Source organism: Polaromonas sp. P1_G1 (genome assembly GCF_056405595.1).
The window spans coordinates 1-419 of sequence record NZ_JBFUBU010000219.1; the positions used below are offsets into that span (position 1 = coordinate 1).

The 419-nt window shown below is 66.8% G+C and carries 1 protein-coding gene; it reads right to left on the reverse strand.

The genetic code is table 11. From position 1 onward, the window contains the following. Positions 1-419: Na/Pi symporter (locus AC1D1Y_RS26560; RefSeq protein WP_477684978.1), on the reverse strand; the 419-nt coding region annotated here is incomplete at both ends.

The window sequence follows — 419 nt, forward strand, 5'->3', positions numbered from 1 at the left end:
GGCTGGAGTACGACACCAGAGCCAGCGCGGCACCCACGGTAATTTCCAGCAGCAGGTCACTGGTCAGCGTGCCCAGTAGCGCCTTGACCGGCGCGGCCTGGATCAGCACATTGGCCGACTGTGTGACAAGGCGCAGCGCCAGCAGCATCAGCCCCAACCCGATCAGCACGCGGCCCACGCGGCCCCAGGTGGTGGACTGGCGCGAGATGAACAGCACCACGCCCACGAAGATAAAGAGCGGCGATAGCCAGGACAGGTCGCGCGAGAACACCACCGCCATCAGGCTGGTGCCAATGGCGGCGCCCAGCATCACGGCCAGGGCCGAGGGCAGGCTCATGAGTCCCTGGCCGACAAAGGCCGAGACGATAAGTGCGGTGGCGGTGCTGGACTGCACCACGGCGGTGACGCCTATGCCGGAG